The following is a 22,338-nucleotide window of genomic DNA, read 5'->3' as shown; positions in this document are numbered from 1 at the left end:
AATCTGTTCTTCGGTGAATCGCTTCTTCATGACCGTTCCTCTCTTGGGAACGGACTCTACATCGTCAACGTACTAATCGCGGGGAGCAGGTCAGGACCGGCGCGGGCAGCCAGCTTTGCCGTCAATGCCGCGTTTGCGGCGGCGTATGCCGACCAGAGCGGCAAGAGTGCTGTCGTCACCAGTGTGGCGGATTCCACCGACAGCTGGGCAGTGCTGATTGGGCCGCCGCCGGGTTGGCAGCCCAAGCCGCCCGTGACGTACTGGCCGCGCGCACGAGGCGAGAACCGGGCGTACTGGGCTTGGTTTGGGGAACGGACCGACGGCAATAAGGCCAACGTTCAATGAGCCCGGTACGAGACAGGTTCAGCGCGCCTGACACGTCACCTGCACATTGTTCACATCGCCATTGACCGTGCCGCTGCCATTCGTCACCACGCAGTTGGCCGATGCGGGCTGCGTGCTGATCGTCACCACATAGCTGCCGTCGAACGGCACCAGCCCGCCAAACACGAACGGGCCGTTAGCGGCCAGCGTGAGCGAATCGCGGCCGTTGTTGAGCAATACGATCGACTGCCCGCCGGGCAGTCCGGACAACGTGCCGCCAATCGAGAAAGCGCTGCCGATGGGCGAGCCCAGGCTGATGTAGCCATTGCAGGCACCGAGCAGGGCGCACAGCGCTGCCACTGGCAGACAGCGCACCAGCGGGATCGGCAGGCGTTTCATGGCGGCTCCCCTGATCAGTCTTCCTCGACATCCACGTCGAGTGAACGCGGCGCTGCGAGCGGTCGCGGTGCGAACCCGTGGTTCAACGGACCCGCCCCGCGCCCAAGGGCCAGATGCCGGCCCGCGCCAATTGCGTGCAGCAGGTAATCGAGCGAGGCTTCGATGGCCGCTTCCAGCGCATCGCCACGCGCCAGACGTGCGGCAATGGCGGCCGACAGCGTGCAGCCCGTGCCGTGCGTGTGCGGCGTGTCGATGTAGGTGTGGGCGTAGATGCGCTCGGCGCCGTCGGCGGTGACGAGCACGTCTTGCAGCACGCCGTCTTCGCTGGCGGTAGACGCGCCGGCCAGATGCCCACCCTTGAGCAGCACGGCGCGGGGCCCAAGCGCCAGCAGGTCGCGCGCGGCGGGCAGCATGTCGTCGGCGGTGCGCACCTCGCGGCCGAGCAGCGCGCTGGCTTCCGGCAGGTTCGGCGTGACAAGCAACGCGCGCGGGAACAGCCATTTCGCCATCGCCTGCGCCGTGGCGTCGCTACCAAGCTGCGCGCCGCTGGTGCTGACCATGACCGGATCGACGACGAGGTTAGCGATCGGGTGGCGGTCCAGCGCCGAGAGAATCGCTTCCACCACCTGCGGCGTGCCGAGCATGCCGGTCTTGGCGGCGTCCACGCCAATGTCGCTTGCCACGGCGTCGATCTGCGCGGCGACGATGTCTGGGGTGAGCGATTCCACCGCCGTCACGCCCAGCGTGTTCTGCGCGGTGATAGCGGTGATGGCCGACATGCCGTAGCAGCCGAGCGCGGCAAACGTCTTCAGGTCAGCCTGGATGCCCGCGCCGCCGCCGCTGTCCGAACCGGCGATGGTGAGCACGCGCGGCACGTGCGAGGCGGGAGCGGCAAACGCAGCGAGGGTCGGGTCGGTGATCGTCATGTCGTGCGAATGTTTGGGGGGTGTTTCGCACTATAGCGCTATCGCGGCCGGATCGATGTGCGGGGTCCTGAACCTGATTGGCGAGGGTTTCCGCCTCAAGCGCGAGGCTCAGACCGTGGAACGCGACGGTTTTTGGCTCGAACGCGAGGCTCTGACCGTCGAACGCGACAGTTTCAGCCTGACACGCCAGGGTCGCAGGATGGGACGCCGTGCCTTCAGGCTCGAACGCAACGTCCGGCCGCTCGAGCTGCAGACGGCGGCACTTCAGTCCATCAGGTCGGTGTAATCGGCGGCGGCGTAGCGTTGGGCGCGTTCCCACGGAGCCGCGGCGGGCGCCGGCAATGCCGTCACGCGCGTGAGCTTGCGTTGCGTGCCGGTGGCGTTGCGCGATTCCACGCGACGCGGGTATTGGCCGGCCACGTCCCAATCGACGGTGACGGTGCGCTCGCCCCGCGTCGCGCGGTAGGTCTGCACGCCATTGCGTACCGGGCCTTCGGCACGCATGCCTTTGAGCGCGGCCGGGTCGAGCAGGTGATAGGCCGTCGCCCACGAGCCGTCGAAGCCGATGTTGGAATATTCGGCCGGTTCCACGGCGTAGTTTTTCTGCTGCGAGGCGCTCACCACGCGCACGGTCAGCGCGCCCTTGGCGTCGCGCTCAATCCAGCGCGGGGCAGTGTCGGTATCGGCGTGTTTGTGGCCGGCGTGGGCATTGGCGTGGTCATGCTCGGCGTGCGCCGACGCGGGCGGCAGTTCGCGGGCGATCCAGACGCGGTCGCCCTGCCGGTAGACGCGCTCGGCAAAGCGGACGTCGCGCTGAATGCCGTCGGCGCCGAGCGACGACAGTTGGTGTTCGACGCGCAGGGCGGTCAGCGAGTTGGACGAAGCCGGCCCGGCGGCCTGTGCCGTGGCAGCGAGCGCAGCGAGGGCAAACGAAAACAGAATGCGGACAGATCGGGTCATACGAATGCGGTCAGGCTGAAACGAAAAAAGCGCATGCCGATTGCCACGGCATGCGCATCAATGGAAACGCAGGAATCAGAGGCCCATGGCCGTCTTGACCACGCCGAACACTTTCGTGTTGTCCAGCGTGCCCTTCAGCGGTGCGCTGCCCGGACCAGAGGAGAACAGCATCACATCCCCGCCGCCGTGCGTTTCCGAACCAGGCGTGCCGAGCTGCACACCCACTTCCTGGAGGTAATCGTCTGCAGCCGTATCGACCGCGGCCACGTTGTCGCGGGTGGCCTTGCGCGTTGTGCCGCCGTTGCCGAATACCAGCGTGGTGTACGGCAGGCCGTCGGCGGCCAATTGCGGCTGGCCGGTCTTGATGTCGTTCGACACGCCGAGGATCGGGTTGCCTTTGCGGGGGTAGCCGTTGATCGTCATCGTGTGGTCGTGGTCGGCTGTGACGACGATGAGCGTGTTCGACAGATCCGCCGTGCCCAGCGCACGCTTGATGGCTTCGTCGAATGCGCCGGCATCTTCCAGTGCGCGCTTGGCATTGGTGCCGTGTAGCGCATGGTCGATACGGCCACCTTCCACCATCAGGAAGTAGCCCTTGCCGTTTTTCTGCAGCACGCGGATGGCCTTCTCGGTCATGTCGGCCAGGCTGGGCTCATCCACATTGTTCTTCTTGCGGTCCAGGTCGTAGTTCATGTGGTCCAGGTTGAACAGACCGAGCAGCTTGTTCGTCGTGGCCGGGTTGACGGCCGTCAGTGCCGTGCCAGTGGTCACGTACGTGTAGCCGGCGGTCTGGAACTGCGCGGTCAGGTCGGTCGTGTCGGTGCGCTTGCTGCCCGTCGTGCCTTGCGGCAGGTAGTGACGGCGGCCGCCGCCGAGCAGCACGTCCAGGCCATCCTTGAGCGCGGCGTTGTACAGCGCGTTGCCAGGCGTGCCTTGCGCGGCGATTTGGTTTTCACCGTCGCGGTGGCAGATGTGCGAGTACGTGGCGGCCGGCGTGGCGTGCGTGACGCGCGTGGTCGTGACCGCACCCACCGACTTGCCGGCACCCTTGGCCAGCTCCAGCAGCGTCACGGCCGGCGTGCCGTTGTTGGCTGGGCACGTGCTGTCTGCACCGCTCACGTAGCCCTTGCCCGTGGCATCGCTGGCCTTGGTGTCGGCCGACATGGAGATGACTTCGTTGTTCATCTTCACGCCGGTCATGTATGCCGACATCGACGGCGCGCTGTCGGTGGTCTGCGCATCGTTGGAGTACGTCTTGATGCGGGCCGTGCGCTTGAGCGATTCCATCGTCAGGCGGCCGGCCTCGCCCACCTTGTAGATGCGCGTGGCAGTGACGGTGGTTGGACCCATGCCATCGCCCAGGAAGAAGATCACGTTCTTGGCTTCACCGGCGGCGTGCGCCTGGGCGCAGGCAGCGGCTGCCAGTGCCAGCAGGCCGGCGCGGAAGATGCGGTTCGATTGCGTGTTCATGATTGCCCTCTCCCTCTTACAGACCCACGGCCTGCTTGATGAGGCCGAAGACCTCGGTGTTGTCCATCGTGCCGGTAAAGCGCTCGGCACCCAAGCCGCGTGCGCCGATGAAGACATCGGTGCCGCCGTGCGTTTCGCCGCCCGGTGCAACCGGGATCACGGCTTCCTGGTGGTAGCTCTTGTCGTACACGGCGGCATCCGTCAGTGCGCCGCGCGTGGCCGGGCGGTTCTCGCCGGTGCCGAAGCCGATGATCGTGAACGGGTTGCCGCCGGTGTCGGTGGCGTTGGCGCCCGTCACGTAGTTCTTCAGCAGGCCGAGCACGCCGGGGTTGCTGTCGCTGGTCGGGCCCGTGCGCTTGGCGTAGCCGTTGAGCACCAGCGTGTGGTCGTGGTCAGCCGTGACGACGATCAGCGTGTTCTTCAGGCCCGGGTCGATCGTGTTGAGCTTGTCGATCGCGCCGCGGATGGCGGAGTCGAACGCCACGGTGTCCTGCAGTGCCTTGCGGGCGGTGGTCTCGTGCAGCGCGTGGTCGATGCGGCCTCCTTCCACCATCAGGAAGAAGCCCTTCTTCTTGGCGGCGAGCACGTCGATGGCCTTGTTGGTCATCTCACCCAGGCTCGGCTCCTTGCTCGGGTCGCGGTCCAGGTCGTACGACATGTGGCTGCTGGTGAACAGGCCCACGACCTTGCCGTCGGTGGCTTGCAGCGTGTCGAACTCGGCCTTGTTGCTGGCATAGCGGTAGCCGCCCGCCTTGAGTTCGGCGATCAGGTCACGGCCATCGGTGCGTGCGCCGCCTGCGGTGGTCGGCTGGAAGTGCTTGCGGCCACCGCCGAAGACCACGTCCACACCATCGCCCAGCGCAGCGTTGAAGCCCTTGCCGGCCGGCGTGAGTTGCGCGGCGATGGTGTTCTCGCCGTCGCGGTGGCAGATGTGCGAATACGTAGCGGCCGGCGTGGCGTGCGTGATGCGCGTGGTGGTGACCACGCCCGTGCCGTAGCCCGCGGCCTTCATCAGTTCGAGCAGCGTCGTGACGGGCTTGCCGTTGCCGCTCGGGCAGGTGCTGTCGGCGCCCGAGAGGTAATCCTTGCCGCCCGCGTCATAGGCCATCGTGTCCGGCGACATCGAGATGACCTCGTTGTTCATCTTCACGCCGGTCATGTAGGCCGACATCGACGGCGCCGAGTCGGTCACCTGCGCGTTGTTCGAGAACGTGCGCACGAAGCCGGTTTCCGGCAGCGTGTCCATGGTCAGCTCGCCGTCTTCGCCCACCTTGTAGATGCGCGCGGCGGTCATGGTGGTCATGCCCATGCCGTCGCCCAGGAAGAACACGACGTTCTTGGCGGGCGTGGTGGGCGTACCGGCGTCGGGCGCTGCGGTGCCGGCGTTGCTGGATGTGCCGTCGCTGCCGCACGCTGCCATGGCGAGCGCGGCTGCCACGGCGGCGGCGTACTTCGTAAGTTTGTGGTTGTGCATCGTTGGCTCCCTGAACGATGCCCGGCACTTTGGAGGCCGCGTGTTGCATGTCCGTGATGCGGGTGCGCCACTTCCTAACCGGATCGCAAGGTTCGCCTCTGACAGCGCATTGACACTGCGGCGTGGTGCACGCTACGGAGGGTCGATTGCCTGAGCAGGCAACCGGTCCCGGGCCAGCAGGCGGCGCGATACGATGCGGCATCTGCGATTTGGCCCGCGCTTTCCATGCTCACTCGCCAGTTCGTCAGCCATGTCACGCTGCGGCGCGAGACCGTTACCGCCTTCGACGCCGATCCGTTCAGCCTGCCGGCCGTGCGCGCCCTCAATACGCTGGAGTTGCATCCCAAAGTCACGTTCCTCGTTGGCGAAAACGGCTCAGGCAAATCCACGCTCATGGAGGCGATTGCCGTGGCGCTCGTCTTCAACGCCGAGGGCGGCTAACTTCCACTTCAGCACGCATGCGTCGCACTCCGAGCTGCACGCGCATCTGCGCATTGCCAGGGGCTTTCGCAAGCCGCGCACCGAGTTCTTCCTGCGCGCCGAGAGCTTCTTCAACGTGGCCACGAATATCCAACAGATGGATGACGAGCCCGGCCTGGGCGGGCGCGTGATCGATGCCTACGGCGGCCGGTCGCTGCATGCGCAATCGCATGGGGAATCGTTTCTCGCGCTGCTGATGAACCGCTTCGGCCCGAACGGCCCGTACCTGCTCGACGAACCGGAGGGCGGCGCTGTCACCGCAGCGGCAACTGGCGGTGCTCTCGCGCCTGCATGGTCTGGTGCAGGCGGAAAGCCGGTTCGTGATCGCCACGCACTCGCCCATCCTGATGGCCTATCCCGACGCGTGGATCTACCAATGTGACGGCGGCGGCATCCGGCGCATCGCCTACGAAGGGACCGAACACTTTGAGGTCACGCGGGACTTTCTGGCGAATCCGCAGCGGATGCTGAATATGCTGCTGGAGCAATGAACGGCCGTGGTGGCGGACGGCCGAATCCGCTACAATCCAGCCCATTCCGAGGAGCGTTGCAACGACCGGCCCAAGTTCAGACGGGGCGGCCGCCAGGCTCGGAAGTTCAAACGGCGCTCGCAGTATCGTGGCTGACACGATGGCGAGAACGCTTCTATCCGGGGCCCCAGCATGGGCCCTGTCCCAGTGGTCATCTCCCCGCGTGCGGTCACCCCTCTTTTTCGGAGTGATCCAATGAACGCTGTCACCGATCTGAAACACGACTACCTCGTCGCCGACATCAAGCTGGCCGACTGGGGCCGCAAGGAAATCGCCATTGCCGAGACCGAAATGCCCGGCCTGATGGCGATTCGCGATGAGTTTGCCGCGAGCCAGCCGCTCAAGGGCGCGCGCATTGCCGGCTCGCTGCACATGACCATCCAGACCGCCGTGCTAATCGAGACGCTCAAGGCACTCGGCGCCGACGTGCGCTGGGCCTCGTGCAACATCTTCTCGACGCAGGACCACGCTGCCGCCGCGATTGCCGCAACGGGCACGCCGGTGTTTGCGTTCAAGGGCGAATCGCTCCAGGAATACTGGGACTTCACCCACCGCATCTTCGAATGGGCCGATGGCGGCACCCCCAACATGATCCTGGACGACGGCGGCGACGCAACGCTGCTGCTGCATCTGGGCGCCAAGGCCGAGAAGGACGTCTCCGTGCTTGCCCATCCGGGCAGCGAAGAAGAAACCTTTCTGTTTGCCGCCATCAAGGAAAAGCTGGCCAAGGACGCAACGTTCTACAGCCGCAACCTCGACGCCATCAAGGGCGTGACCGAAGAAACCACCACGGGCGTGCACCGCCTGTACCAGATGGCCCAGCGCGGCGAACTGCGCTTCCCGGCCATCAACGTCAACGACTCGGTCACCAAGAGCAAGTTCGACAACCTGTACGGCTGCCGTGAATCGCTGGTCGACGGCATCAAGCGCGCCACCGACGTGATGATCGCCGGCAAGGTGGCGATCGTGGCCGGCTACGGCGACGTGGGCAAGGGCTCGGCACAGGCACTGCGCGCACTGTCGGCGCAAGTGTGGGTGACCGAGATCGACCCGATCTGCGCGCTGCAGGCCGCCATGGAAGGCTACCGCGTGGTCACGATGGACTACGCTGCCGAGCACGGCGACATCTTCGTGACCTGCACGGGCAACTACCACGTCATCACGCACGATCACATGGCCAAGATGAAGGACCAGGCCATCGTCTGCAACATCGGCCACTTCGACAACGAGATCGACATCGCCTCCGTTGAGAAGTACCAGTGGGAAGAGATCAAGCCGCAGGTCGATCACGTGATCTTCCCCGACGGCAAGAAGATCATCATCCTGGCCAAGGGCCGCCTGGTGAACCTGGGCTGCGCTACGGGCCACCCGTCGTACGTGATGAGCAGCTCGTTTGCCAACCAGACCATCGCGCAGATCGAGTTGTGGACGGAAGCGGTGAAGGGCTCGAACAAGTACCCGGTGGGCGTCTACACGCTGCCCAAGCACCTGGACGAGAAGGTCGCGCGCCTGCAACTCAAGAAGCTGAACGCGCAACTGACCGAGCTGACCGACCAGCAAGCTGCGTACATTGGCGTAAGCAAGGAAGGCCCGTACAAGGCTGACCACTACCGCTACTAAGCCGTACCTGCCGGCGGCAATCTCCGCCGCCGGCATTCAACCCGAGGACTCCCCATGAGACTGCTCGCTGTCTGGGTCATCAACGCGCTGGCGTTGCTTCTTGTCGCCTATCTGCTCAAAGGCATTCACGTCAACGGCTTCGGCTCCGCGCTGATCGCGGCGCTCGTGCTGGGTCTGGTCAACACGCTGATCCGCCCGATCCTGGTGATCCTCACCCTGCCGGTGACGCTGCTCACGCTCGGGCTGTTCATCTTCATCATCAACGCGCTGCTGTTCCTGTTTGTCGGCAACCTGCTGGCGGGCTTCCAGGTGGCCAGCTTTGGCGCCGCGCTGCTGGGTTCCATCCTGTACAGCGTGATCTCGTGGCTGCTCTCGAGCCTGTTGCTGCGCGAGGCTTAAGGTTTCTGTCATGCAAGACCGTCAATTCAGTTTCGAATTCTTCCCGCCCAAGACGGCGGAAGGCGCCGAGAAGCTGCGCAACACACGCGCGCAGCTTTCGCCGCTCAAGCCGCGCTTTATTTCCGTGACGTTTGGCGCGGGCGGCACCACGCAGCAGGGCACGCTCGACGCCGTGGTGGAAATCCAGCGCGAAGGCATCGAGGCGGCGCCGCACCTGTCGTGCGTGGGCTCGTCGCGCGAGAGCATCCGCGGCATTCTCAACACGTATCGCGAGCACGGCATCCGCCGCATCGTGGCGCTGCGCGGCGATATGCCGTCAGGCATGGGCGAGATCGGTGAATTTCGCTTCGCCAATGAGCTGGTCGAATTCATCCGCCAGGAAACCGGCGAGGCGTTCCACATCGAAGTGGCGGCGTATCCGGAATACCACCCGCAGTCGCGCTCCGCCCGGCACGATCTGGAGAACTTCGCCCGCAAGGTGAAGTCCGGTGCGGACTCCGCTATCACGCAATACTTCTTCAACGCCGACGCGTATTTCCAGTTCGTCGACGACGCACGCAAGCTCGGCGTGGACGTGCCCATCGTGCCCGGCATCATGCCGATCACGAATTCGTCGCAGCTCATGCGCTTTTCCGAGATGTGCGGTGCGGAAGTGCCGCGCTGGATCGCCAAGCGCCTCGAAGGCTTCGGCGACGACCGTGAATCGATCCGCGCCTTCGGTCTGGACGTGGTGACGGCCATGTGTGACCGCCTGCTGCAAGGCGGCGCGCCGGGCCTGCACTTTTACACGCTCAACGCCGCCGGCTCCACGCGGGCGATCTGGCAGCGGCTGGGCCTGTAACCAGCAAGAGCACAGCAAAGGAGATCGTCATGGCAGCCGCACCCGATCCGCTGATCGCCTGGTTGCTTGACGAACTCCGGCCGCTCGCGGCACAGATCGGCGAGATCCGCGCCCGCCGGATGTTCAGCGGCGCGGCGCTGTATTACGACGACATCGTGTTTGCGCTCGTGCTGCGCGGCACGTCTTACCTGCGCGTGGACGACCTCACGCGCGAACGTTTTCTCGCTGAGAAATGCACGCCGTTCAGCTACGAGCGCAACGGCCGCACCATCAGCATGACGGGCTATCTGAGCACGCCGGCAGAGGCGCTCGATGGTGGACAGCCATTGCGCGACTGGGCGCGGCTGGCTATTGAAGCGGCGCTGCGTGACGCGAATGCCAAGGCGGCCAAGCCGAAGCGCGCCGCAGCGAAGACTGCCAAGGCGCCTAATGTGCCCAAGGCAACAAAGACAACGGCGACCAAGAAGGTCGCCGAAAAAAAGACAGCCAAGCGCTGAACCCTCAGTACAGCGTGGTCTTCAGGCGCTCGGGCAATTCGCGATCATAGGCGTCGCCATCAAATGCACCACCGCTGATGTGCTGCAGGATCTTGCCTGCGGTGGGTACGGCCGGTTTGTTTTCCTGCGCGCCGCGTTCCCACAGCTTTGAGCGCACCAGCGCCTTCGAACAGTGGAAATACACCGTCTGCACCTGCACGAGGATCACGCTGCGCGGCAGCCTGCCCTGCACCGCAAATGACGCGAGCAGCTCCGGATCGGCCGAGATGGTGGCTGTGCCATTCACGCGCAATGTTTCACCCACGCCCGGCACGATGAAGAGCACCGACACGCGGCCGTCTTCGACGATGTTGCGCAGGTTGTCGATGCGATTGTTGCCGGGTCGATCGGGAATCGCCAGTAGGCGTTCGTTCAGGATGCGGACGAAGCCCGGCGCGTCGCCCTTCGGCGAGGCATCCGTGCCCTGCGCGCCCACCGATGACAGCACGATGAACGGCGACGCCTCCACGAACGCGCGGTAGTCGGCGTTCAGGTGGTCGATCTCCTTGAGCAGCGAGCGCGGGTTCGGGGCGCCATACACCGCTTCAAGGTCGGCAAAGGTTTTCAGCGTGTGGGACATGGTCTTCCTGTGGCGGATTAAAACGCGCCGCACTCGGTGACGATGCAGTCCATCGCGATGTCGTGCGATTGCGGTGCGATGGATTCCACGCGGCTCACTTCGTATGCCACGCCAATCGTGCGGGGGCGGTGTCCGGCGGCATGCAGCGCAGCGAGCGTGCGGTCATAGAAGCCGCCGCCGTAGCCAATGCGATAGCGCTGCGCGTCAAAGCCCACGCAGGGGATCAGCAAGGCATCGGGCGTTTCCGTCTCACCCGAGCGGGGGATGGGGATGTTGTACGCGCCGGGCGTCATTTCACAATTGGGCGTCCATCGCCGAAACTGAAGTGGCGAAACTTTGTCAGTCACTACAGGCAGCAGTGCATGGCGCGTGGCGTCGGCCGCCAGCCAGTGGTCCAGCACGGTCAACGCATCGAACTCTCCCTGCGTTGGCCAGTAGGCGGCCAGGCGCTTGACGGGCAGTGTATTCAGCAACCCAGCCAGGTGATGCGCCAGCGCAGCATCGTGGGCAATGCGATCCGGCAGCGCGGCGCGTGCATCGAGCAACATGGTGCGCAGCGTGCGGCGCGATTCGATTGGCGTGGTGGGATTGGCCGGATCGTGCGGGTTGCCTAAGGCTGGCATGGGATAATTCGGCAGACCTAACAGTGATTGGATGGGGCAGGAGATGACATTGAAGGCCAAGGCAGTATATCGCGCGGTCGCGCTGGCTTTTGCGGGCGTGGTGGGCATGAGTGTGGTCGGCCCGACGCCGCTGGCGGTGGCCGCAAAGCGCCAGGCGCCGCAGGGCATTCCAGCCAATCCGGATGACGCGTTTGTCGAGCTGCGCAACGCGGCGCGCCGCAACGATGTGTCGCGCAGCTGGGAGCTGGCCGACAGCCTCTCCGATTACCCGATCCAGTCCTACGTGCAGTACTTCCGCATCAAGCCGCAGCTGTACGATGCCAGCGGCTATGCGCGTACCGATGCCCCGGAAGATGAGATCCGCTCGTTCCTGCAGCGCTACAAGGGCGAGGCGATCGCCGACCGGCTGCGCAACGACTGGCTGCTTGTGCTCGGCAAGAAGCGCGATTGGGCCACCTTCGATGCCGAGTACCCCAACTTTGTGCTGAAGGACGATGCGCAGGTCGAGTGCTATGCCCTGCTCTCGCGCGCGATGAAGGGCCAGAACGTGGCAGCCGATGCACGGAACACGCTGTCGGATCCCAAGGGCTATGGCGAAGGGTGTGTCGACCTGATCGGCTATCTGGCGCAGTCCAAGCAGTTCACCCGTGCGGATGTGGCCTTTGCGGCGCGGCTGTCGCTGGAGCAGAACCTCGTCACGCAGGCGTCGCGCATTGCCGCGCTGCTGCCCGACGGCGATCGCGTGGACAACGATACGCTGGCCAACGTGACACGCATGGCGCGCAACGATCCGTCGCAGGCGACGGCGTATCTGTTGGCGCAAACCGGCAGCCTGTCGCGCGAAGAGCAAGGCGCGGGCTGGGGCGTCATCGGCCAGTACGCCGCCAAGAAGCAGACGCCGGATGCGCTGGACGCCTACCGTCGCCAGCTGACGCTCGGCGGCGATGCCTACCTCTCCGACGAGTCGCAGGAGTGGCGCGTGCGCGCGGCCCTGCGCGCGGGGGATTGGAAGATGGTGCGTCAGGCCGTTGAAAAAATGCGTCCCAGCCTGCGCGATCGAGACCCCGCCTGGACGTACTGGTATGGCCGTGCGCTCAAGGCCGACAATCGCAACGATGAAGCTCGCCAGCAGTTCCAGTCGATTGCCGGCCAGTTCAACTTCTATGGCCAGTTGGCGCAGGAAGAACTCGGTCAGCGCATCACCGTGCCGCCCCGCACGACCGTGGCCGACGCCGAGATCGACGTGATGGGCCGCAACCACCCGGGCTTTGGGCGTGCCAAGAAGCTGTACGACCTGAATCTGCGCTTCGAAGGCAACCGCGAGTGGAACTGGGAGCTGCGCAACATGAGCGACCGCGAGTTGCTGGCCGCAGCCGAATATGGCCGCAAGCTCGGCCTGCTCGATCGCACCGTCAATTCGGCGGACAAGACCAAGACTGAGCACGATTTCTCGCTGCGCTTCCCGACGCCGTACCTCAATGTGGTCCAGCGCAACGCCGATGCGGTGGGGTTGGACATTGCCTGGGCCTACGGCCTGATCCGCCAGGAATCCCGCTTCATCATGGACGCACGTTCGTCGGTGGGTGCCTCGGGCCTGATGCAGGTGATGCCGGAAACCGCCAAGCACATTGCCAAGAAGATTGGCCTGCCGGGGTTCCGCGTTTCGCAGATGAGCGACATCGATACCAACGTGCTGCTGGGTACGGCCTACCTGTCGATGATCCTGACCAACCTGGACAGTTCGGTCACGCTGGCGACTGCCGGCTACAACGCGGGCCCAGGCCGCCCGAAACGCTGGCGCTCGACGCTCGCGCGCCCGGTGGAAGGCGCGATCTTCGCCGAGACGATTCCGTTCAACGAGACGCGCACGTATGTGAAAAACGTGCTGTCGAACGCGACGTACTACAGCGCATTGCTGACCGGTCGCCCGCAGTCCTTGAAGGACCGCCTGGGCAAGGTGGTGCCGGAATCCGTGACGCCGGACGATCTGCCGTAAGCGCATCATCGTCATCCGGTTGTCACCCAATGCCCGCCGCAACGCGGGCATTTTTCATGGGCGCGTGCGCTGGCTGGCGCACAGAAGTGTGGCCTGCGGCACGCCGTGTCGACTTACCTTGGGGGCGATCGCGTTCGGGATGTATTGTGGTGTTGCCCCCCCACCCGTCTTGGAGATGCCTCCATGCAGCCCTCCAATCTGCTCATCTTTGGCGGTACCGGTTTTATCGGTTCGCAGTTGCTGTCGCGGCTCGTGACGGAGACATTTTCTGCGCCGGGCCTGCCCGAAGGCCGCATGATCGTGCCCACGCGCGATCCTGAGTCGTCCCGCGCGCACAACCTCACGCTGCTGCCCCGTGTGGACGTAATGGATGCCGACATCTACGCCGACGACGCCCTCGACGCGCTGTTCCTGGCGCTGACCGAGCGCGGCGGCGAGCACTGTGCCGTCATCAACCTCGTCGGCGTGCTGCAGGATGCGCGCGAGATGCCGTACGGGCCGAACTTCCAGCGCGTGCATGTCGACCTGCCCCGCCGCATCGTCGCCGCATGCCGACGCCATGGCGTGAACCGGCTGCTGCACATGAGCGCGCTGGGCGCCGACCCGGCCGGCCCATCGATGTACCTGCGCAGCAAGGGCGACGGCGAACGCGTGGTCATGAACAGCGAGCTTGACTGGACGGTGTTCCGTCCCTCGGTAGTGTTCGGGCCGCAGGACCACTTCCTGAATCTGTTCGCGAGCATGCAGCGGATGGCGCCGTTTGTGCCGCTGGCCTGTGCCGATGCGCGCTTCCAGCCCGTGTACGTGGACGACGTGGCCGCCGCGTTCATCAATGCGCTCAAGAAGCCGGCGACGATCCGGCATGCTTACCCGCTGGTCGGGCCGCGCGTCTATACGTTGGCCGAACTGATGCGCTTTGCCGGACGTGCCAGCGGCCACCCGCGCTGGATCGTGCCGCTGCCCGAAGGCCTGGGTCGCATGCAGGCCGCGCTGCTGGAGCACCTGCCCGGCGCGCCGATCTCGCGGGACAACCTCGACTCCATGCGTGTGGACAACGTCAGCATGGAACCGGTCGCGCCCGAACTCGGCATCCACCCGCTCGGCATGGAGGCCGTGATGCTGCCGGCCCTGGCCGGCTTGGGGCCGGACCGCGGATTGCGTGCTGCACGTACGCGGGTCCATCGCTAGCCGCTACGGAAACGCGGAGGATTCGCCCTGTTTGTGAATCCGCTTCACAACCGTGGCCAATCCGTTTCATTTTGTGGCGCTGCAGCGCAGGGCTAGAATGGTTCGCTCGCCTTCGCGCTGCCGCTCGCCGCTTCCGATACAACAAAACTAGAGCGCCCGGCATTCCTGCGCGATGCTGGCGGGCTCCCACAACAATTGCAGTGCACTCTCCAAGGACGGGAATCATGAAACTGGTCATCGGCAACAAGAACTATTCGTCGTGGTCGCTACGGCCGTGGCTGCTCGCCAAGCAGGCCGGCATTCCGTTCGAAGAGATCCGCGTGCGCCTGCTGAGCGAGACCTTTGCCGCCGACGTGGCACGCCATTCGCCCGCCGGCCGCGTGCCGGTCTTGGTGGACGGCGACATGAACGTGTGGGATTCGCTCGCCATCTGCGAGACGCTGGCTGAGCGCTTTCCGCGCGCGCAACTGTGGCCGGCTGACCCGAAGGCCCGCGCGCATGCCCGCTCGATCTGCGCTGAAATGCACAGCGGCTTCACCAACCTGCGCAACAACATGCCGATGAACGTGACGGCCGTGCTGCCCGGCATGGGCTGGAACGTGGCGGTGCAGCGCGACATCGACCGCATTGCCGCTATGTGGACCGAGCTGCGCCAGAAGTACGCGGCAGAAGGCCCGTTCCTGTTCGGCCACTTCACGGTGGCCGATGCGTTCTACGCGCCGGTGGTCAGCCGCTTCGCCACGTATGGTGTACGTCTGCCGGAGGCCGCCAAGGCCTACGCCGACTCCATCCTCAACCTGCCCGCCATGCAGGAATGGATCGACGGTGCGCGCGCCGAGCATGACTTCCTCGCCGACGACGAGCCGTACCGCACTGCGCCGGACGAAGACACGCTGGTTGCCGCCAATCAATGACGGAACGCGCATCACAGACGGAAGCCATCGTCGATCCAGCCACGCACGGGCTGGATGTGTATGCCGTGGGCGGCGCCATTCGTGACGCGCTGCTCGGGTTGCCGGTGCAGGACCGGGACTACGTTGTGGTCGGGGCCACGCCCGAAGATATGGAGGCGCGTGGCTTCCGCGCCGTCGGCAAGGATTTTCCGGTGTTCCTGCACCCGGCCACGCAAGCCGAATACGCGCTCGCCCGCACCGAGCGCAAGACGGCTGCCGGTTACAAGGGTTTTTCGGTCTACTACGCACCGGACGTCACGCTCGAAGACGACCTCATCCGCCGCGACCTGACCATCAACGCGATGGCGCAGCGCGTGGCGGAAGACGGCGCGCTGGTGGGCCCCGTCGTCGATCCGTATGGAGGGCAGGCTGATCTGGCCTCGCGCACGTTCCGGCATGTATCCGATGCGTTCATGGAGGATCCGGTGCGCATCCTGCGGCTGGCGCGGTTTGCTGCGCGCTTTGCCGATTTTCATGTCGCACCCGAAACCAACGCGCTGATGCAGCGCATGGTGCAGGCCGGCGAAGTCGATGCGCTGGTGCCCGAGCGGGTGTGGCAGGAAATTGCCCGAGGCCTGATGGAGGCGCATCCGCAGCGCATGTTTGCCGTGCTGCGTGACTGCGGTGCGCTGGTGCGCCTGCTGCCCGAACTTGACCGGCTGTGGGGCGTGCCGCAGCGCGCCGACTACCACCCCGAAGTCGACACCGGCGTGCACACCATGATGGTGATCGAAACCGCTGCTGCGATGGCGACGTCGCTGCCGGTACGCTTTGCCGCGCTGGTGCATGACCTCGGTAAGGGCACCACCCCCGACGACATCTTGCCGCGCCACATCGGCCACGAAGGGCGCAGCGTGCCGCTGATCGAAGCCGTCTGCCAGCGCCTGCGTGTGCCGACAGAGTGCCGCGAGCTCGCCCTGGTGGTGGCGCGCGAGCACGGCAACATTCACCGCTGCGATGGCTTTGATGCGGCAGCGCTGGTACGCCTGCTTGAGCGTTGCGACGCCCTGCGCAAGCCCGATCGTTTTCGTCAGGCCCTGCAGGCGTGCGAGGCCGATGCGCGCGGTCGTCTCGGGTTTGAAGACCGCAGCTATCCACAGACGGAGCGCCTGCTGCGCGCGCTGGCGGCTGCATCGTCGATCGATGCTGGCGCCGTCGCAAAGCGCTATGCCGACAACCCGGCGCACATCAAGCAGGCCGTGCATCAGGCGCGCATCGAGGCCGTTGCACAGGCCGGCGTCTAGGTCGTCAACCGGAGCCGGCCATGCGGCCGCTCACTCGAACGGCGTGTCGTTCGGGTTGGCGTACAGCGCCTTCAACTGATCGTTCATCGGGAAATTGAAGTTCAGGTTCTTGGGCGGTACCGGCTTCTCGAACCACTTGGCGTACAGTGCTTTGACCTCGCCGCTTTTCATCACGCCGGCCATCGTGTCGTCCACCAGCTTCTTGAACTGAGGATCGTCGCGGCGCAGCATGAAGCCGTAGGCTTCGAACGACTGCGGCGTGCCGGTCACGACCCAGTCGTCGGGCTTCTGCGCCAGCGTGCGTGCGCCGGCCAGCAGCACGTCATCCATCATGAACGCCGCCACGCGGCCGCTCTGCAGCGTGAGGAACGATTCACCGTAATCCTTGCCGCTGATCACGTTCATGTTCATCTTCTTCTCGTCGTTCATCCTGCGCAGGATGCGTTCCGACGTCGTGCCCGCGTTGGTGATCACCGACTTGCCCGCCAGGTCCGGGAAATCCTTTACGCCCGATTTCACGTTGGTCAGCAGGCGCGTGCCGGCGATGAAGAAGGTGGTCGAAAACGCCGTCTGCTGCTCGCGTGATTTCAGGTGCGTGGTCACGCCGCACTCGAGGTCCACCGAGCCGTTCTGCACCAGCGATGTCCGGTTCTGCGACGTCACCGGAATGTGCTTGATGTCCAGGTTGGGCTTGCCCGTCTTCTTCCTGACGGCGTCGATCACGCGCGAGCAGAGGTCTGCCGAGAAACCGACGATCTCGTTCTTGCTGTCGCGGTAAGAAAACGGAATCGACGATTCGCGCACGCCGATCAGGATCGTGTTGCTGTCCTGGATTTTCTTCAGCGTGCCGTCCAGCGCCTGCGCGTGCGCGCCGATCGCGAGTAGGCTGGCCAGTGCCAGCGGGAAGGTTCGGATACAGCGGGTGGTCAAACGCATCTTTCCTCCAATGGTTGTGGTGCGCGGCCTGTTGTGTTGCGGCCGTCTGTGCTTTGACTTCGTGGCGATGAATGCGGAGCGTCTTATCGGCCGAACCAGTTGCGCAACTCTGCCGCGCTGGCCAGCGGCAGGTGCAGCGCGTCGAGATGCCGCCGCAGGTTGCGGACGAGCGCCGCGTTGTCGGGCGCCGTGCTGCCGTCGGGCAGCGCCATGTTGTTTTCGAACCCCAGGCGCGCATGGCCGCCGAGCAGCGCTGCGCTGAGCGCGCATTCGGCTTCACGCGGGCCGAACGCACACATCGCCCAAGGCACGTTGGCGGTGATGGCACCGCCGTCGGTCCACGCTTGCAGGAAGGGCAACAGGTCGGTGGGATCGGAGCGCTGGCCGGCGCTGTAGCGGCCGAGCACGAACAGCACCCAGTGCGGCGTGTCGGGCAGCACGCCGCGTGTGCGCAGGTCGCGGTAGCGCATCACGTCGTCAGCGGAATAGAGGATGTACTGGATCGCCGTGTGCGCGGCGGCAAGCTCACCAAAGAAACGCGCGGCTTGCGCGTCGTGCGCGGCATCCGGTGCCAGTTCGCGCAGCGCGGCGGAAATCGCTTCGGGCTGCAGCGCACGCACCGATGCCATCTGCTGTTCGGGCGTGTAGATGCCAACGGCCTCGGTGGTGATCTGAATCACCAGCGCATCGCCCACGGCTCGTTGCACGGCGGCGATGGCCGGACGGTAGTCGTCAGGCTCCAGGCTATGCGTGCCGTCGGCGCGGCGCACATGCAGATGCAGCATCGCGGCGCCGGCATCCACGCATTGGCGTGCGCAGGCGGCCAGTTCGTCGGGCGTGATCGGCAGTGCGGGATGATCGGCGTGCGTCTTGCGCGCACCGTTGGGCGCAACGGCGATGGCGATGGGCCGGGTCACCACGCGGCCTCCAGCGCCTTGGTGGTGGCGGCGTCAACCGCATCGCCCAAGCGTTCGACGATGGCGTCGATGTCCTGAGCGGTGGCGATGAACGGCGGCGCCAGCAGGATGTGGTCACCGCGCCGTCCGTCAATCGTGCCGCCCATCGGATACACCATCAGGCCGCGCTGCATCGCTTCGGCCTTCACGCGCGCGTGCGTCTTGCATGCAGGTGCCAGCGGCGCCTTGGTTGCGCGATCCGCTACCAGCTCCACGCCGATGAACAGCCCGCGCCCGCGTACGTCGCCTACGTGGGCGTGGTCGGCAAAGCGTGCACGCAGCGCTGCACGCAGTTGCTCGCCACGCGCCTGCACGTTGGCAAGCAGGTTCTCTTCTTCGATCACCTTCTGCACTTCCAGCGCCGCCGCGCACGCAGTCGCGTGGCCAATGTAAGTGTGGCCATGCTGGAAGAAGCCGCTGCCTTTCGTGATCGCGTCGACAATGCGGCGATTCACCAGCGTCGCGCCGATCGGCTGATACCCGCCGCCCAGCCCCTTGGCAATGGCGACCATGTCTGGCACCACACCATCTTCCTCGCAGGCGAACAGGTAGCCGGTGCGCCCCATGCCGGACATCACCTCATCGAGCAACAGCAGCACGCCGTGGCGATCGCACACTGTGCGGATCTTGCGGAAGTAGTCACCCACCGGCGGCACCGCGCCGGCCGTGGCGCCCACCACCGTCTCGGCGACGAAGGCCGCGACGTTCTCCGTGCCGAGTTCGACGATCTTCGCGTCCAGTTCATCGGCCAGGCGCTGCACGTATTGCGCGTCGCTCTCGCCATCCAGGCGCTCGCGATACGCATAGCAAGGGGATACATGGTGGGCAGGCACTAGCAGCGGCAGGAAGGGTTCCCGGCGCCATGCGTTACCGCCAATCGCCAGTGCGCCCAGCGTGTTGCCGTGATAGCTCTGGCGCCGTGCGATGAAGTACTGGCGCTGCGGCTGGCCGATCTCAACGAAGTATTGGCGTGCGAGTTTCAGCGCCGCTTCAATCGCTTCCGAACCGCCGGAGACGAAGTACACGTGGTCCAGATCGCCCGGTGCCGCAGCGGCCAGGCGTGCGGCCAGTTCTTCGGCCGCGTCCGTCGTGAAGAAAGACGTGTGCGCATAAGCCAGCGCGCGCACCTGCTTGCAGATGGCGTCCACCACGCGCGGGTGGCCGTGGCCGAGACACGAAACGGCGGCACCGCCGCAGGCGTCGAGATAGCGCTTGCCGTCGGAGTCGATGAGGGTCATGCCATCGCCGCCGACAGCGGTGGGCAGCGTCTTGCGTGGGTCGCGGTGGAAGACGGAGGTGGTGGACGGTGTCATGGGCGATCGGGAACGGTCAACGTTGGGTGGGCGGCACGGCGACAGCCGCTTCACTGCGGCGGGCGCTGCGCACGTAGGCGGCTTGTTGCTTGAGCTGGGCGTCGCTGTCGGCCAGGTGGGCGAGCGCCGTTGGGCCGGCGTGGCGGAACCACGTCATCAGCAGCGCGTCGAGCAGCGCCATCGGTGCGGCCAGCGAATGGAAGAACGACGGAATGGCGACAGGCGCGACGAGGTGTTGCCACGCCAGTTCAGCGCCGGGGGCGATGGCGCTGTCGGTCACGTACACGAGGCGCGCCCCGCGCGCATGCGCGTACTGCATCGCCTCGATGACTTCGCGCGTGTAGGGATCAAAGGTGACAGCCACCACAATGTCGCCCTCGCCGCAAAAGCGCAGCGGGTCGGCCAGCGTGTTGCCGCTGCCAGCGCACAACGTGACTTTCTCGTCGAACAGCTGGGCGGCATAGCCGAACGCATGCGTCAGCGCCAGGCAGCTGCGCGCGCCCAGCAAAAAGACGCGGCGCGCCCTGCAGAGGGCGGCGGCCACCGTGTCGAGTGCCGCCAGGTTGGCCGGCGAAAACGCCGATTGCACATGCGCACCGATGGTCATGCCGATGCGCTCGGCGTCTGATGCGCCTGCCGCATCGTCGCCCTGCAACGCGCTGGCGCGGCCGGCAAAGCCATCGGCCTGTTGGCGCAGGTGGTTCACGCAGATGTCGCGCAGGGCGGCAAAGTCATCAAAGCCCAGCGCGCGTGCCAGGCGCGAGAACGTGGCCGGCGGCAGGTCGCAGCGGCGCGCCAGGTCCCGCATCGAGAGCAGCGCGATGTCGCGCTGGTGCGTCTCAAGCAACATGGCGGCGCGCTGCAATTGCGGGGACAGATCGCCCGCGCGGTCGCGCAGCGTCTGCATGAGCCCATCGAATGTCATGAGGTGATCGTGGTGATTCAACTGTTTCGTAAACTACTTATTTGAAACAGTTGAGTCAATACCGAATTCACCTTGGCGGCGGTGCGCAAAAAATAAAACGGCCGCATCTCAAGGCGTACGGCCGTGGCGGGCAAACAAAAACGGAGGCCGAAGCCTCCGTTGTGCGTGTGATGCGCGCGTGTCTCAGGTTGCCGGTGCGTCGACCTGCTCCATGCGGAGCTGGAAGAACCCAGCCCCGATCAGGCCAAGCAGGCTCAGCGCCATGCACGTACAGGCAAGAATCATCACCGCGCCCAGCGACGAGATCCCGCTCATGAGCGGCGTATGCATCAAGGCTGACAGATTGCCGCCCACCCACATGGCCGCGACGAGGGCCATCAAACACATCAGCGCTGCGGCATTGCGCAACCACGTCAACCGCGTCTTGCGGCTGATGCCGTCGAAAGCGTGGAAATGGAAGTGGTGGTGACCGGTGCCAACGAGTGCCATGGAGAATCTCCTTGTGCTTGCCGTTTGATAGCGTTGAGTCACTATACCGAGACCTGCGACAGTTTGGCGCAGTTTGCGCCGCTAGGTATACCCTGAGCTGCGCTGCGTCAAGAGGTGCGGGTACATTTTTTGTGAGTGCGACACTGCGCCGCAGATCGGCGGCTGGAGCGGCAAAAGGGAGAGGGCGGGCGCCTGCGAATGGCGCCGCAGGAATGAAAAAAGACCTCGCGAGGAGGTCTTTTTTGTTGCTCTGCAAAATCAATCGATCTTGAAGAGCGAAGAATTTTGGTGGCCTGGGGCGGAATCGAACCACCGACACGCGGATTTTCAATCCGCTGCTCTACCAACTGAGCTACCGGGCCAAGCAAAGAAAAGCAAGTATGACAGGGTGTGCGCCTTGTCGTCAAGTACCTCCGAGCACTTTGATGATCAGGTCGCCGGTTCGCCCTTGTTACGCGAGAGTTCGACGCCCAGTTGCTTGAGCTTTCGGTACAGGTGAGTCCGCTCCAGACCGGTCTTTTCTGCTACGCGCGTCATGCTGCCGCCTTCACGCTGCAGGTGATATTCGAAGTACGCGCGCTCAAACAGGTCGCGCGCCTCGCGCAGCGGCATGTCGAACGAGAACTGCATGCCGCCGCTTTCGGCTGCACGGGTCGGTACGCCATTGATGTCGGTGCGCTCGAGCGCGGCGGGTGTACCTGCGGCGGCGTTTGGCATGGCGCCTGCGAGTCCCGCCACCGGAGCGGCAGCCGGTGTGGCCGAGCGCGGCTTTTCCTTGCTGCGCGACAGCCCCTGCTCCACCGCGGTCAGCAGTTTCTGCAGCGCGATGGGCTTCTCCAGGAAATTCAGCGCGCCGATCTTGGTCGCCTCGACAGCAGTGTCGATGGTGGCGTGGCCCGACATCATGATGACGGGCATGGTCAGCAGACCTTGCGATGCCCATTCCTTGAGCAGCGTCACGCCGTCGGTATCCGGCATCCAGATATCGAGCAGGACGAGGTCGGGCGTTGCGTTCGCGCGGTATTCGCGCGCGCGCTGCGCGTTCTCGGCGACTTCAACAACGTGCCCTTCGTCTCCGAGGATTTCGGAGAGCAACTCCCGGATACCCATTTCGTCGTCGACAACGAGGATGGTGGCCATGCTTTTCCTCTATGTGCGGCGGGATTGCCGTCCGCG

At 65.2% G+C, this 22,338-nt stretch carries 21 protein-coding genes, 1 tRNA gene, 2 pseudogenes and 1 riboswitch; of the genes and pseudogenes, 10 read left to right on the top strand and 14 right to left on the bottom strand.

Going from position 1 to position 22,338, the window contains the following annotated elements; genetic code table 11:
• Positions 1–345 (top strand): annotated as a pseudogene (locus ACUXH0_RS22815) (hypothetical protein); the annotation flags it as partial.
• Positions 346–363: 18 nt separating this feature from the next.
• Here ACUXH0_RS22815 and ACUXH0_RS22810 read toward each other — a convergent pair.
• From ACUXH0_RS22810 to ACUXH0_RS22790, 5 genes are all read right to left on the bottom strand, one after another.
• Positions 364–723: a DUF4369 domain-containing protein gene (locus ACUXH0_RS22810; RefSeq protein ID WP_012436818.1), complete on the bottom strand. Its 360-nt coding sequence runs from the start codon at positions 721–723 to the stop codon at positions 364–366.
• Between the two features lie 14 nt (positions 724–737).
• Complete coding sequence (gene thiD / locus ACUXH0_RS22805; RefSeq protein ID WP_182594632.1) at positions 738–1,649, bottom strand: bifunctional hydroxymethylpyrimidine kinase/phosphomethylpyrimidine kinase; 912 nt, start codon at positions 1,647–1,649, stop codon at positions 738–740.
• 264 nt (positions 1,650–1,913) lie between these two features.
• Complete coding sequence (locus ACUXH0_RS22800) at positions 1,914–2,609, bottom strand: hypothetical protein (RefSeq protein ID WP_012436820.1); 696 nt, start codon at positions 2,607–2,609, stop codon at positions 1,914–1,916.
• 75 nt (positions 2,610–2,684) lie between these two features.
• Positions 2,685–4,079: an alkaline phosphatase gene (locus tag ACUXH0_RS22795; RefSeq protein WP_012436821.1), complete on the bottom strand. Its 1,395-nt coding sequence runs from the start codon at positions 4,077–4,079 to the stop codon at positions 2,685–2,687.
• Positions 4,080–4,095: 16 nt separating this feature from the next.
• Positions 4,096–5,553 carry an alkaline phosphatase gene (locus tag ACUXH0_RS22790; RefSeq protein WP_012436822.1) on the bottom strand — a complete coding sequence of 486 codons (1,458 nt, stop codon included), beginning with the start codon at positions 5,551–5,553 and terminating at the stop codon, positions 4,096–4,098.
• A gap of 225 nt (positions 5,554–5,778) precedes the next feature.
• Between ACUXH0_RS22790 and ACUXH0_RS22785 the strand changes: the two are divergent.
• The 5 genes and pseudogenes from ACUXH0_RS22785 (at position 5,779) to ACUXH0_RS22765 (ending at position 9,920) form a co-directional block, all read left to right on the top strand.
• Positions 5,779–6,524: pseudogene (locus tag ACUXH0_RS22785) on the top strand (AAA family ATPase).
• A gap of 42 nt (positions 6,525–6,566) precedes the next feature.
• Positions 6,567–6,650, top strand: a riboswitch (S-adenosyl-L-homocysteine riboswitch).
• A gap of 108 nt (positions 6,651–6,758) precedes the next feature.
• Positions 6,759–8,183 (top strand): adenosylhomocysteinase, encoded by a 1,425-nt coding sequence (gene ahcY, locus ACUXH0_RS22780; protein WP_004628358.1) that lies wholly within the window; start codon positions 6,759–6,761, stop codon positions 8,181–8,183.
• A gap of 54 nt (positions 8,184–8,237) precedes the next feature.
• Positions 8,238–8,582: a phage holin family protein gene (locus ACUXH0_RS22775; protein WP_004628357.1), complete on the top strand. Its 345-nt coding sequence runs from the start codon at positions 8,238–8,240 to the stop codon at positions 8,580–8,582.
• A gap of 10 nt (positions 8,583–8,592) precedes the next feature.
• A complete protein-coding gene (gene metF, locus ACUXH0_RS22770) occupies positions 8,593–9,423 on the top strand; it encodes a methylenetetrahydrofolate reductase [NAD(P)H] (protein ID WP_004628355.1) in 831 nt (276 codons plus the stop codon).
• A 29-nt stretch (positions 9,424–9,452) separates the two neighbouring features.
• Positions 9,453–9,920 carry a TfoX/Sxy family protein gene (locus ACUXH0_RS22765; RefSeq protein WP_012436823.1) on the top strand — a complete coding sequence of 156 codons (468 nt, stop codon included), beginning with the start codon at positions 9,453–9,455 and terminating at the stop codon, positions 9,918–9,920.
• A gap of 4 nt (positions 9,921–9,924) precedes the next feature.
• Here the strand turns inward: ACUXH0_RS22765 and ACUXH0_RS22760 are convergent, their stop codons facing one another.
• Both ACUXH0_RS22760 and ACUXH0_RS22755 read right to left on the bottom strand, forming a co-directional pair.
• Positions 9,925–10,539 carry a pyridoxamine 5'-phosphate oxidase family protein gene (locus ACUXH0_RS22760; RefSeq protein ID WP_012436824.1) on the bottom strand — a complete coding sequence of 205 codons (615 nt, stop codon included), beginning with the start codon at positions 10,537–10,539 and terminating at the stop codon, positions 9,925–9,927.
• Between the two features lie 17 nt (positions 10,540–10,556).
• Positions 10,557–11,162 (bottom strand): 5-formyltetrahydrofolate cyclo-ligase, encoded by a 606-nt coding sequence (locus tag ACUXH0_RS22755; protein ID WP_012436825.1) that lies wholly within the window; start codon positions 11,160–11,162, stop codon positions 10,557–10,559.
• A gap of 43 nt (positions 11,163–11,205) precedes the next feature.
• Here ACUXH0_RS22755 and ACUXH0_RS22750 point away from each other — a divergent pair, with 43 nt between their 5' ends.
• The 4 genes from ACUXH0_RS22750 (at position 11,206) to ACUXH0_RS22735 (ending at position 16,543) form a co-directional block, all read left to right on the top strand.
• On the top strand, positions 11,206–13,158 hold the full coding sequence (locus ACUXH0_RS22750; protein WP_004628348.1) for a lytic transglycosylase domain-containing protein: 1,953 nt from the start codon (positions 11,206–11,208) through the stop codon (positions 13,156–13,158).
• 183 nt (positions 13,159–13,341) lie between these two features.
• Positions 13,342–14,346, top strand: coding sequence for a complex I NDUFA9 subunit family protein (locus ACUXH0_RS22745; RefSeq protein ID WP_004628346.1), 1,005 nt, complete (start codon positions 13,342–13,344; stop codon positions 14,344–14,346).
• Positions 14,347–14,570: 224 nt separating this feature from the next.
• Positions 14,571–15,260 carry a glutathione S-transferase family protein gene (locus ACUXH0_RS22740; protein WP_004628344.1) on the top strand — a complete coding sequence of 230 codons (690 nt, stop codon included), beginning with the start codon at positions 14,571–14,573 and terminating at the stop codon, positions 15,258–15,260.
• A 50-nt stretch (positions 15,261–15,310) separates the two neighbouring features.
• Complete coding sequence (locus ACUXH0_RS22735) at positions 15,311–16,543, top strand: multifunctional CCA addition/repair protein (RefSeq protein ID WP_137910862.1); 1,233 nt, start codon at positions 15,311–15,313, stop codon at positions 16,541–16,543.
• Between the two features lie 30 nt (positions 16,544–16,573).
• On the opposite strand, the gene ACUXH0_RS22730 is transcribed toward ACUXH0_RS22735, so the two are convergent.
• The 7 genes from ACUXH0_RS22730 to ACUXH0_RS22700 form a co-directional block, all read right to left on the bottom strand.
• A complete protein-coding gene (locus ACUXH0_RS22730) occupies positions 16,574–17,479 on the bottom strand; it encodes a glutamate/aspartate ABC transporter substrate-binding protein (protein WP_012436827.1) in 906 nt (301 codons plus the stop codon).
• Between the two features lie 83 nt (positions 17,480–17,562).
• Positions 17,563–18,396 carry a beta-keto acid cleavage family enzyme gene (locus tag ACUXH0_RS22725; protein WP_024542034.1) on the bottom strand — a complete coding sequence of 278 codons (834 nt, stop codon included), beginning with the start codon at positions 18,394–18,396 and terminating at the stop codon, positions 17,563–17,565.
• Positions 18,393–19,748: an aspartate aminotransferase family protein gene (locus tag ACUXH0_RS22720; RefSeq protein ID WP_012436829.1), complete on the bottom strand. Its 1,356-nt coding sequence runs from the start codon at positions 19,746–19,748 to the stop codon at positions 18,393–18,395. The genes ACUXH0_RS22725 and ACUXH0_RS22720 overlap by 4 nt, the downstream gene beginning before the upstream one ends.
• Before the next feature lie 16 nt (positions 19,749–19,764).
• Positions 19,765–20,673: a MurR/RpiR family transcriptional regulator gene (locus ACUXH0_RS22715; protein WP_012436830.1), complete on the bottom strand. Its 909-nt coding sequence runs from the start codon at positions 20,671–20,673 to the stop codon at positions 19,765–19,767.
• 183 nt (positions 20,674–20,856) lie between these two features.
• Positions 20,857–21,162 carry a hypothetical protein gene (locus ACUXH0_RS22710; protein WP_004628332.1) on the bottom strand — a complete coding sequence of 102 codons (306 nt, stop codon included), beginning with the start codon at positions 21,160–21,162 and terminating at the stop codon, positions 20,857–20,859.
• Positions 21,163–21,448: 286 nt separating this feature from the next.
• Positions 21,449–21,524 (bottom strand) — tRNA-Phe (locus tag ACUXH0_RS22705).
• A gap of 67 nt (positions 21,525–21,591) precedes the next feature.
• Positions 21,592–22,302 carry a response regulator gene (locus tag ACUXH0_RS22700; protein WP_004628331.1) on the bottom strand — a complete coding sequence of 237 codons (711 nt, stop codon included), beginning with the start codon at positions 22,300–22,302 and terminating at the stop codon, positions 21,592–21,594.
• Between the last annotated feature and the right edge of the window lie 36 nt (positions 22,303–22,338).

The sequence above is a fragment of the Ralstonia sp. 110700041-2 genome, assembly GCF_056280165.1.
This window is presented reverse-complemented; position numbering and strand designations above follow the sequence as displayed.

Excerpts from the sequence above, each read along its gene's own strand:
- ACUXH0_RS22810 (WP_012436818.1), bottom strand. The coding sequence starts at position 723 with ATGAAACGCCTGCCGATCCCGCTGGTGCGCTGTCTGCCAGTGGCAGCG.
- thiD (WP_182594632.1), bottom strand. The coding sequence starts at position 1,649 with ATGACGATCACCGACCCGACCCTCGCTGCGTTTGCCGCTCCCGCCTCG.
- ACUXH0_RS22800 (WP_012436820.1), bottom strand. The coding sequence starts at position 2,609 with ATGACCCGATCTGTCCGCATTCTGTTTTCGTTTGCCCTCGCTGCGCTC.
- ACUXH0_RS22795 (WP_012436821.1), bottom strand. The coding sequence starts at position 4,079 with ATGAACACGCAATCGAACCGCATCTTCCGCGCCGGCCTGCTGGCACTG.
- ACUXH0_RS22790 (WP_012436822.1), bottom strand. The coding sequence starts at position 5,553 with ATGCACAACCACAAACTTACGAAGTACGCCGCCGCCGTGGCAGCCGCG.
- ahcY (WP_004628358.1), top strand. The coding sequence starts at position 6,759 with ATGAACGCTGTCACCGATCTGAAACACGACTACCTCGTCGCCGACATC.
- ACUXH0_RS22775 (WP_004628357.1), top strand. The coding sequence starts at position 8,238 with ATGAGACTGCTCGCTGTCTGGGTCATCAACGCGCTGGCGTTGCTTCTT.
- metF (WP_004628355.1), top strand. The coding sequence starts at position 8,593 with ATGCAAGACCGTCAATTCAGTTTCGAATTCTTCCCGCCCAAGACGGCG.
- ACUXH0_RS22765 (WP_012436823.1), top strand. The coding sequence starts at position 9,453 with ATGGCAGCCGCACCCGATCCGCTGATCGCCTGGTTGCTTGACGAACTC.
- ACUXH0_RS22760 (WP_012436824.1), bottom strand. The coding sequence starts at position 10,539 with ATGTCCCACACGCTGAAAACCTTTGCCGACCTTGAAGCGGTGTATGGC.
- ACUXH0_RS22755 (WP_012436825.1), bottom strand. The coding sequence starts at position 11,162 with ATGCCAGCCTTAGGCAACCCGCACGATCCGGCCAATCCCACCACGCCA.
- ACUXH0_RS22750 (WP_004628348.1), top strand. The coding sequence starts at position 11,206 with ATGACATTGAAGGCCAAGGCAGTATATCGCGCGGTCGCGCTGGCTTTT.
- ACUXH0_RS22745 (WP_004628346.1), top strand. The coding sequence starts at position 13,342 with ATGCAGCCCTCCAATCTGCTCATCTTTGGCGGTACCGGTTTTATCGGT.
- ACUXH0_RS22740 (WP_004628344.1), top strand. The coding sequence starts at position 14,571 with ATGAAACTGGTCATCGGCAACAAGAACTATTCGTCGTGGTCGCTACGG.
- ACUXH0_RS22730 (WP_012436827.1), bottom strand. The coding sequence starts at position 17,479 with ATGCGTTTGACCACCCGCTGTATCCGAACCTTCCCGCTGGCACTGGCC.
- ACUXH0_RS22720 (WP_012436829.1), bottom strand. The coding sequence starts at position 19,748 with ATGACACCGTCCACCACCTCCGTCTTCCACCGCGACCCACGCAAGACG.
- ACUXH0_RS22715 (WP_012436830.1), bottom strand. The coding sequence starts at position 20,673 with ATGACATTCGATGGGCTCATGCAGACGCTGCGCGACCGCGCGGGCGAT.
- ACUXH0_RS22710 (WP_004628332.1), bottom strand. The coding sequence starts at position 21,162 with ATGGCACTCGTTGGCACCGGTCACCACCACTTCCATTTCCACGCTTTC.
- ACUXH0_RS22700 (WP_004628331.1), bottom strand. The coding sequence starts at position 22,302 with ATGGCCACCATCCTCGTTGTCGACGACGAAATGGGTATCCGGGAGTTG.